The organism is Enterobacter sp. MGH 38, from assembly GCF_000492855.1.
GTDB classification, from domain to species: Bacteria; Pseudomonadota; Gammaproteobacteria; order Enterobacterales; family Enterobacteriaceae; genus Enterobacter; species Enterobacter hormaechei_C.
Genome location: NZ_KI535607.1, coordinates 268826 through 277623, shown reverse-complemented (window position 1 = coordinate 277623; position 8798 = coordinate 268826). Strand labels below are relative to the sequence as shown.

The following is an 8798-nucleotide window of genomic DNA, read 5'->3' as shown; positions in this document are numbered from 1 at the left end:
CTCTCCAACAGGAGAGGGTGACTGTTATCCCAGGTCCGCCATTAACACCTTCGAGCGGCGCTGGTAGTTGTACATCTCTTTCTTACTTTCCGGCAGGGAATCAATATCCACCGGCGTGAAGCCGCGCTCCTGGAACCAGTGAATGCTGCGCGTGGTGAGCACGAACAGCTTGCTCAGACCCATCTGGCGCGCCTGTGCCGCCACGCGTTCAAGCAGCAGTTCCCCCCGCGAGGAGCTACGGTAATCCGGGTGCACGGCAACGCACGCCATTTCGCCAATCTGCTCTTCCGGGAACGGATAAAGCGCCGCACAGGCAATGGTCAGGTTATCGCGCTGAATGATGGTGAACTTGTCGATCTCCATCTCCAGCTGCTCCCGGGAGCGGCGAACCAGAATGCCCTGTTGTTCCAGCGGACGGATCAGCTCCAGGATGCCGCCGATATCGTTGATGGTGGCACGGCGGATCTGCTCGGCGCTCTCCATGACGATCTGCGTACCGATCCCGTCCCGGGAGAACAGTTCCTGCAACAGCGCACCGTCTTCCTGATAGCTGATCAGGTGGCTGCGGCGCACCCCGCTGCGGCACGCTTTAACGGCGCCGCGTAGAAAACGCACGGTACCGGAATAGTAATCGCCTTCTGCTTCCAGCGCTTCCACGCGCGCCTGGGCTTCATTCGGAAAAAGTTCTGGCACAATCACGCCCTCATCGTTCACGACACCCTGCGAGGAGCAAAAGCCGATCATTTTTTCCGCTTTCAGCTTGATGGCCAGCTGGGTGGCAATCTCTTCTGAGGTCAGATTAAAACTTTCACCCGTTACGGAGACGGCAACGGGCCCCATCAGGACGATCGCGCCATTGTCTAACTGGCGGTGAATGGCGTCTTCATCAATACGGCGGATGCGGCCGCTGTGGCAGTAATCCACGCCATCGTCCACGCCGAGCGGCTGAGCGATGATAAAGTTGCCGCTCACCACGTTAATGTGCGCGCCCTGCAACGGCGTATTATTCAGGCTCATCGACAGGCGGGCGGTGATATCGAGCTGCAACAGACCCGCCGCCTGTTTGACCAGTTCGAGGGTTTTCGCATCCGTCACGCGCGTGTGTTTGTGGTAGATCGGCTCATGGTGATGGGCGGCCAGGTTGGCTTCGATTTGCGGACGTGCGCCATACACCACCACCAGACGGATGCCGAGGCTGTGCAGCAGGCCGATATCATTGACGATGCTGGAAAAGTTTTCATGCTCAATGGCTTCGCCGCCAAGCATGATGACAAACGTTTTTCCCCGATGGGTGTTGATATAGGGAACAGAATGGCGGAATCCCTGGACCAGTTCGGTTCTGCGTTCCTTAACCATGACACAACCCTTAGTGAATGTTTATTCGTAATTTATGTATTTTTATTCGATCGTGGCCGCGTGTGCAAGCCTAAATTTTCTGCGACCCACAGAAAATAATAAGTAATCCGTGCGTTAACCTATGATTGTTTACCCTTTTATAGATGACAGTTTATGCGTCATTCGTTAAAGTTTTCGGTCAATTTGGGCGTTTTGTTCATCAATCAGATTTCTTGCTCGGGAGAAGCATGTCGGGATCCAATTCAGCAATAAGCCGCCGCCGCCTGTTAAAAGGGGCCGGGGCGATGTGGTTGCTTAGCGTCAGCCAGGTGGGTCTTGCCGCCACAAGCCAGGTAGTCGCGGTGCGCGTCTGGCCGTCGTCGACCTATACGCGCGTGACGGTCGAGTCCAATCGCGTGCTGAAATACAAGCAATTTGCCCTCAGCAATCCTGAACGTGTGGTGGTTGATCTCGAAGGTGTGAACCTCAACTCCGTGCTTAAAGGCATGGCAGCACAAATCCGTGGCGACGATCCGTTTATCAAATCGGCGCGCGTCGGGCAGTTCGATCCGCAAACCGTGCGCATGGTGTTTGAGCTGAAGCAGAACGTGAAACCGCAGCTCTTTGCCCTTGCGCCTGTTGCCGCTTTTAAGGAGCGTCTGGTGATGGATCTCTATCCGGCGAATGCGACGGATATTCAGGATCCGCTCCTGGCATTACTTGAGGATTACAACAAAGGCGATCTCGACAGCCAGGTTCCGCCAGCGCAAAGTGGTCCAAAGCCTGGCAAGGCGGGGCGCGATCGCCCGATTGTGATCATGCTCGATCCTGGCCACGGCGGAGAAGATTCCGGCGCCGTCGGGAAATATCGCACCCGCGAAAAAGATGTGGTGCTGCAAATTGCCCGTCGTCTGAAGGCGTTGATCGACAAAGAGGGCAATATGCGCGCCTATATGACGCGCAACGAAGATGTCTTTATTCCGCTGAAGGTCCGCGTGGCAAAAGCGCAAAAGCAGCGCGCGGATCTGTTTGTCTCTATTCATGCGGATGCCTTCACCAGCCGCCAGCCGAGCGGATCCTCAGTGTTTGCCCTGTCAACAAAAGGGGCGACCAGCACCGCGGCGAGATACCTGGCGGACACGCAGAACGCCTCGGATTTAATCGGTGGTGTGAGCAAAAGTGGCGACCGTTACGTCGACCATACGATGTTTGATATGGTGCAGTCGCTGACTATTACCGACAGCCTGAAGTTTGGTAAAGCGGTGCTGGGCAAACTGGGCCGGGTCAACAAGCTGCACAAAAACAGCGTCGAGCAGGCCGGATTTGCGGTACTGAAAGCGCCGGATATTCCTTCCATTCTGGTCGAAACCGCGTTTATCAGTAACGTGGAAGAGGAACGTAAGCTCAAGACGGCTAAATTCCAGCAGGAAGTGGCGGAGTCGATTCTGGCGGGGATTCGGGCCTACTTCTCAGACGGGGAAACGCTGGCGCGGCGGGGGTAGGGCATTAAGCCGGGTATCATGCCCGGCATTTTCACAAACGCCAGATACAAAAAAACACCCTTCAGGGTGTTTATTGTTTTAAGAAGTGTTGGTTGCGGGGGCCGGATTTGAACCGACGACCTTCGGGTTATGAGCCCGACGAGCTACCAGGCTGCTCCACCCCGCGTCCGTCTTTTTGCTTCGTATTTCAAACCACATCTGCGTTGACTTTCCTCGTTCACCTCAGTCACTTACTGGAGTAAGCTCCTAAGGATTCACTGCGTCGTCGCCTTGCTGTGATTCGAACTACTTCGCAAAAACTTCTACAGTCGTAGAAGATACTTCATCAAATTTTAATTGGTTGCGGGGGCCGGATTTGAACCGACGACCTTCGGGTTATGAGCCCGACGAGCTACCAGGCTGCTCCACCCCGCGTCCGTGGAAGCGCACTATACTCGGATAGGTTTGTGATGCAACCCCTTTTTCACATAATTCATTATTTTGTATGCAAAATGAACGGCAAAAGCCACTTTGGACTATTTTTTGTGCAGAATTTGCCAAAGGGAAGGCGATTGCATTTCATTAACACGGTGGGTTTGTTATCTTCATCTCGCGGAATTGGGCAACTAAAAGACGAGATATAATGAAAGGACGTTGGGCGAAGTATCTGATGACAGGCGCAATGGTGGCGATTCTTGCGGCCTGCTCTTCCAAACCGACCGATCGCGGTCAACAGTATAAAGACGGGAAATTATCCCAGCCTTTCTCTTTAGTTAACCAGCCCGATGCCGTGGGTGCTCCAATCAATGCCGGGGATTTCTCCGAGCAGGTGTACCAGATCCGCAAAGCGTCGCCGCGCCTGTATGGCGCACAGAACAACGTTTATAGTGCCGTGCAGGACTGGCTGCGTGCAGGCGGTGATACCCGCAATATGCGCCAGTTTGGTATCGATGCCTGGCAGATGGAGGGGGCGGATAACTACGGTAACGTCCAGTTTACCGGTTACTACACCCCGGTTGTCCAGGCGCGACACACGCGCCAGGGCGAGTTCCAGTATCCCATTTACCGTATGCCGCCGAAACGCGGTCGTCTGCCGTCCCGCGCCGAGATCTACGCCGGCGCGCTGAGCGAAAATTATGTTCTGGCCTACAGCAACTCGCTGATGGACAACTTCATTATGGACGTGCAGGGCAGCGGCTATATTGATTTTGGCGACGGCTCGCCGCTGAACTTCTTTAGCTATGCCGGTAAAAATGGCCATGCCTATCGCAGCATCGGTAAGGTGCTGATCGACCGTGGCGAAGTGAAACGAGAAGATATGTCGATGCAGGCTATCCGCGAATGGGGCGAAAAGCACAGCGAAGCGGAAGTGCGTGAGCTGCTTGAGCAGAACCCATCGTTTGTTTTCTTCAAACCGCAGAACTTTGCGCCGGTGAAAGGGGCGAGCGCCGTCCCGCTGATTGGCCGCGCTTCTGTGGCATCGGATCGTTCGATTATTCCGGCGGGTACCACTCTGCTGGCGGAAGTTCCACTCCTCGACAACAACGGCAAATTCAACGGCAAGTATGAATTACGCCTGATGGTGGCGCTGGACGTGGGTGGGGCGATTAAAGGCCAGCACTTCGACATTTATCAGGGCATCGGCCCGGATGCCGGCCATCGTGCAGGCTGGTATAACCACTACGGACGCGTGTGGGTGCTGAAGACAGCGCCGGGTACCGGAAACGTATTCAGCGGCTGATTGTGGTATTCTGAGCGCAAGACGGATTACGGTTCAGGGTGAGGAATACCTCACCCTTTTTACATCTGAGGTTTTATGTCTGTGGTAATCAGCGATGCCTGGCGCCAGCGTTTCGGCGGCACGGCACGGTTATATGGTGAAAAAGCCCTGCAACTGTTCGCGGATGCGCATGTCTGCGTGGTGGGCATTGGTGGCGTGGGTTCGTGGGCGGCAGAAGCGCTGGCAAGAACCGGCATTGGCGCAATTACGTTGATTGATATGGATGATGTCTGCGTGACTAACACTAACCGTCAGATCCACGCCCTGCGTGATAACGTCGGTCTGGCGAAGTCCGAGGTGATGGCGGAGCGTATTCGTCTCATCAACCCGGAGTGCCGGGTGACGGTGATCGACGACTTTGTGACGGCAGATAACGTCGCGGGGTACATGAGCAGAGGCTACAGCTATGTGATTGACGCCATCGACAGCGTGCGGCCAAAAGCGGCGCTGATCGCTTACTGTCGTCGTTACAAGGTGCCGCTGGTCACGACCGGCGGCGCGGGCGGGCAAATCGATCCGACGCAGATCCAGGTGGCGGATCTGGCGAAAACCATTCAGGATCCGCTGGCTGCCAAGCTGCGTGAACGCCTGAAGAGCGACTTCAATGTGGTGAAGAACAGCAAGGGCAAGCTGGGCGTCGACTGCGTGTTCTCCACCGAAGCGCTGGTCTACCCGCAGGCGGATGGTTCAGTTTGTGCGATGAAAAGCACGGCGGAAGGGCCAAAGCGGATGGATTGTGCCTCTGGGTTTGGAGCGGCCACCATGGTGACCGCCTCCTTCGGCTTTGTGGCGGTCTCTCACGCCCTGAAGAAGATGATGGCGAAGGCGGAACGTCAGGCCTGAGCCTGACGGGCGGCATCCAGCACCGCGTCGTTTAGCGCAATCAGTCCCTGACCGCGCGAGGCGCTAAGCTGCGCGCGAAGTCCCAGCTCATCAAACAGCGCCAGCGGAGAATGCGCCAGCAGCTCTGCGGCGCTTTTCCCTTCGATTGCGGTCAACAGCACCGCCAGCAGACCGCGAACAATGCGTCCCTCGCTGTCGCCGAAGAAATGCAGTTTCTCACCGGATACGCTAAACCCAAGCCAGACGCGGTTCTCGCAGCCTGCGATCTCCTTCGCCTGTAATTTCAGCTCGTCTGACAGTGCAGGCAACTGTTTGCCCAGCAGGATCAGCTGACGATATTTATCTTCCCACTGCGTGAGCGGGACAAAGGTCTGTTTTAACGTCTCTTCAGTAATAACGGTGCCGAACGGGTGTCCGGCTAAAGCTGAACTTGTCATTAATCCACCAGTAATTCCAGGGCGCGGTCGACGGCGGAAACCAGCGCATCGACGTCACTTTTTGTATTGTACGGTGCAAACGAGGCGCGCAGAGTACCGCTCACGCCAATAGCCGCCAGCAGCGGCTGGGCGCAGTGCTGTCCGGCACGCAGGGCAATGCCGTATCCGGCAAGTAGCGTTACCATGTCGCTATGGTGCACGCCCGCGAAATCAAAGGCGAGCAGGCTGGAGTCCTGCACGCGGAACGAGCGAAAACCCGGACGTTTTTTCAGTTCTTCTTCCGCCAGCGTCGCCAGACCCCGGCTCCAGCTTTCAGCCTGAACCACGTCCGTTTCTGTGAGCCATTCGAGCGCCGCGCTCAGGCCAATAACCCCGGCCACGTTCGGTGTACCGGCTTCCAGGCGGTAGGGCACATCCTGCGTTTTAAAACCGTCGAAGGTGACTTCGGTAATCATCTTGCCGCCGCCGAGCCACGGCGTCATCCGGGCCAGCAGTTCAGGTTTGCCGTACAGCGCGCCGATACCGGTTGGCCCGTACAATTTGTGCCCTGAGAAGGCATAGAAGTCGATATCCAGCGCCTGCACATCAGCCGGAAAATGCACCACACCCTGCGCACCGTCGACCATCACCACCACGCCGCTGGCATGGGCAATCTCAATGGCACGCGCCAGATCCGGACAGCCGCCGGTGACGTTGGACATCTGCCCCAGCGCCAGAATACGGCTGCGCGGCGTAATCAGCTCAGACAGACGCGCCACGTCAGGCAGGAAGTCCGCACCCAACGGGAGCTTTACAACCTGTGCCCCGGTTTGTTCGGCCACCATTAGCCAGGGCACCAGGTTGGCGTGGTGTTCCGCCTCGCTGACGATAATCTCATCCCCGGGCTGCAACAGCGGACGCGCGTAACATTGCGCCACCATGTTAATGGCCTCGGTGGTGCCCCGCGTCCAGACGATGTTCTTACCGCTGTCAGCATTGATCAGGCGCGCGACCTGATCCCGTGCGGCTTCGTATTGCGCCGTTAAGCGCTGCGCGTCGGCATACTGGCTGCGGTGCACGTTCCCGGCGCTCAGGCTGTAAAACTGGCGGGTTGCCTCAATCACCGCCTGCGGTTTAAGGGCCGTGGCAGCGCTATCAAGATAAATGCCGGCATCGGCCAGCGCGGGAAACTGTGCGCGAAACTGCGCAGGACTGAAAGCGTTCATGGAATTCCTCATATCGATTCTACGATCGTCGCGCAAATTCATCGGCAGGGCAAGGAAGTTGATATCTATCAGATTTGTCTGCTTATCCTGGCGAGTCTGAAAAAGCAGGTTATGCTAAATAGTGTTAGGCGGATGTTTTAGCCTGTTATAAATCGAGGTTTGAATAGCATTAATTGCTAAAGGAGATAATCATGAAAAAGACAGCTGCAATCATTTCTGCCTGTGCGTTGACCTTTGCCCTGAGCGCCTGTTCTGGAAATAACTACGTAATGCATACCAACGATGGTCGATCTATCGTCTCTGAAGGGAAACCGACAACCGATAATGATACCGGGATGATTTCATACAAAGATGCTAACGGGAACAAACAGCAGATCAATCGCACTGACGTGAAAGAGATGAAGGAAATCGAGCATTAACAGTTAGATAAGCGAAAAAAAAGCACCGCAAGTTGGCGGTGCTACATTAATCACTATGGACAGACAGGGTAAATGTACAGGAAGTGAAAAATTGGTAGCGTTGCTACCGTGGTCTGAATCGCAGACCAATTGCAAACACAACAACACAACATCACAACCGTAAGCCAAAAGCCCTTCAGAACACGCATTCCAAAAAAAGCTTTTCGTTCCGGCTCAGGAAGTGCCGCCACTATAGGTATTTGCTGGTAGTTCCTCAACGGACAAATTATAATGGCTCAGATAAAAAAAACTAATAGGTTAAGCGTTGTTTCCTATATGTTAAATCTCGTTAACATCTAAGCCAGATAACCATGTCCAAGCGATTGCCACCCCTTAATGCATTACGTGTTTTTGATGCAGCAGCACGCCACCTCAGCTTCACCCGCGCAGCCGATGAGCTTTTTGTGACACAGGCCGCAGTAAGTCATCAAATCAAGTCTCTGGAGGATTTTCTGGGGCTTAAGCTGTTCCGTCGACGCAACCGTTCGTTGCTGTTGACCGAAGAGGGGCAGAGCTATTTTCAGGATATTAAAGAGATTTTTTCCCAGCTGACGGAAGCCACTCGCAAGCTTCAGGCCCGGAGCGCAAAAGGCGCCCTGACTGTGAGTTTATTGCCCAGTTTTGCCATTCAGTGGCTGGTGCCGCGACTCTCAAGCTTTAACTCAACTTATCCGGGAATTGATGTCCGAATCCAGGCAGTGGACCGTCAGGAAGACAAGCTTGCAGATGATGTGGACGTGGCGATTTTTTACGGTCGCGGTAACTGGCCGGGCTTGCGTGTGGAAAAATTATACGCAGAATATCTGTTGCCGGTCTGTTCACCGCTGCTGCTGACGGGGGATAAAGCGCTCAAAACGCCCGCCGATCTGGCGCAACATACGCTTTTGCACGATGCGTCGCGTCGCGACTGGCAAACTTATACCCGCCAGTTAGGTCTTAATCATATAAACGTGCAGCAGGGGCCCATTTTTAGCCACAGCGCGATGGTGCTACAGGCTGCCATTCACGGGCAGGGCGTGGCGTTGGCAAACAACGTTATGGCGCAGTCCGAAATTGAGGCAGGCCGTCTGGTTTGCCCATTTAACGATGTACTGGTCAGCAAGAATGCATTTTATCTGGTTTGTCATGACAGTCAGGCAGAACTGGGTAAAATAGCCGCTTTCCGGCAGTGGATACTGGCGAAAGCGGCAAGCGAGCAAGAAAAATTCCGCTTCAGGTATGAACAATAACGTTTGTGTGCCGGGCACGCATCAATTCAG

The 8798-nt window shown here is 55.0% G+C and carries 8 protein-coding genes and 2 tRNA genes; 5 read left to right on the top strand and 5 right to left on the bottom strand.

Features of this window, described 5'->3' with window-relative positions:
- Positions 1-24: 24 nt before the first annotated feature.
- Positions 25-1356 carry an amino-acid N-acetyltransferase gene (gene argA, locus L384_RS19555; RefSeq protein ID WP_003862767.1) on the bottom strand — a complete coding sequence of 444 codons (1332 nt, stop codon included), beginning with the start codon at positions 1354-1356 and terminating at the stop codon, positions 25-27.
- Positions 1357-1583: 227 nt separating this feature from the next.
- Here argA and amiC point away from each other — a divergent pair, with 227 nt between their 5' ends.
- Positions 1584-2837: an N-acetylmuramoyl-L-alanine amidase AmiC gene (amiC, locus tag L384_RS19560; protein WP_003862766.1), complete on the top strand. Its 1254-nt coding sequence runs from the start codon at positions 1584-1586 to the stop codon at positions 2835-2837.
- 89 nt (positions 2838-2926) lie between these two features.
- On the opposite strand, the gene L384_RS19565 is transcribed toward amiC, so the two are convergent.
- Positions 2927-3003: transfer RNA gene (locus tag L384_RS19565), tRNA-Met, on the bottom strand.
- 171 nt (positions 3004-3174) lie between these two features.
- A tRNA-Met gene (locus L384_RS19570) sits at positions 3175-3251 on the bottom strand.
- Positions 3252-3459: 208 nt separating this feature from the next.
- Between L384_RS19570 and mltA the strand changes: the two genes are divergently transcribed.
- On the top strand, positions 3460-4557 hold the full coding sequence (mltA, locus tag L384_RS19575; RefSeq protein ID WP_003862765.1) for a murein transglycosylase A: 1098 nt from the start codon (positions 3460-3462) through the stop codon (positions 4555-4557).
- 75 nt (positions 4558-4632) lie between these two features.
- Entirely contained in the window at positions 4633-5439 is an 807-nt protein-coding gene (gene tcdA / locus L384_RS19580) for a tRNA cyclic N6-threonylcarbamoyladenosine(37) synthase TcdA (protein WP_023323691.1), read from the top strand.
- Here the strand turns inward: tcdA and csdE are convergent.
- Both csdE and csdA read right to left on the bottom strand, forming a co-directional pair.
- Positions 5430-5876, bottom strand: a complete 447-nt coding sequence (csdE, locus tag L384_RS19585) for a cysteine desulfurase sulfur acceptor subunit CsdE (RefSeq protein WP_003862762.1) — start codon at positions 5874-5876, stop codon at positions 5430-5432. The genes tcdA and csdE overlap by 10 nt on opposite strands.
- On the bottom strand, positions 5876-7081 hold the full coding sequence (gene csdA / locus L384_RS19590; RefSeq protein WP_023323690.1) for a cysteine desulfurase CsdA: 1206 nt from the start codon (positions 7079-7081) through the stop codon (positions 5876-5878). The genes csdE and csdA overlap by 1 nt, the downstream gene beginning before the upstream one ends.
- A gap of 191 nt (positions 7082-7272) precedes the next feature.
- Between csdA and L384_RS19595 the strand changes: the two genes are divergently transcribed.
- Together L384_RS19595 and gcvA are read left to right on the top strand one after the other, a co-directional pair.
- Entirely contained in the window at positions 7273-7500 is a 228-nt protein-coding gene (locus tag L384_RS19595; protein ID WP_003862759.1) for a YgdI/YgdR family lipoprotein, read from the top strand.
- A 350-nt stretch (positions 7501-7850) separates the two neighbouring features.
- Positions 7851-8768 (top strand): glycine cleavage system transcriptional regulator GcvA, encoded by a 918-nt coding sequence (gene gcvA / locus L384_RS19600; protein ID WP_003862758.1) that lies wholly within the window; start codon positions 7851-7853, stop codon positions 8766-8768.
- Positions 8769-8798: the final 30 nt, after the last annotated feature.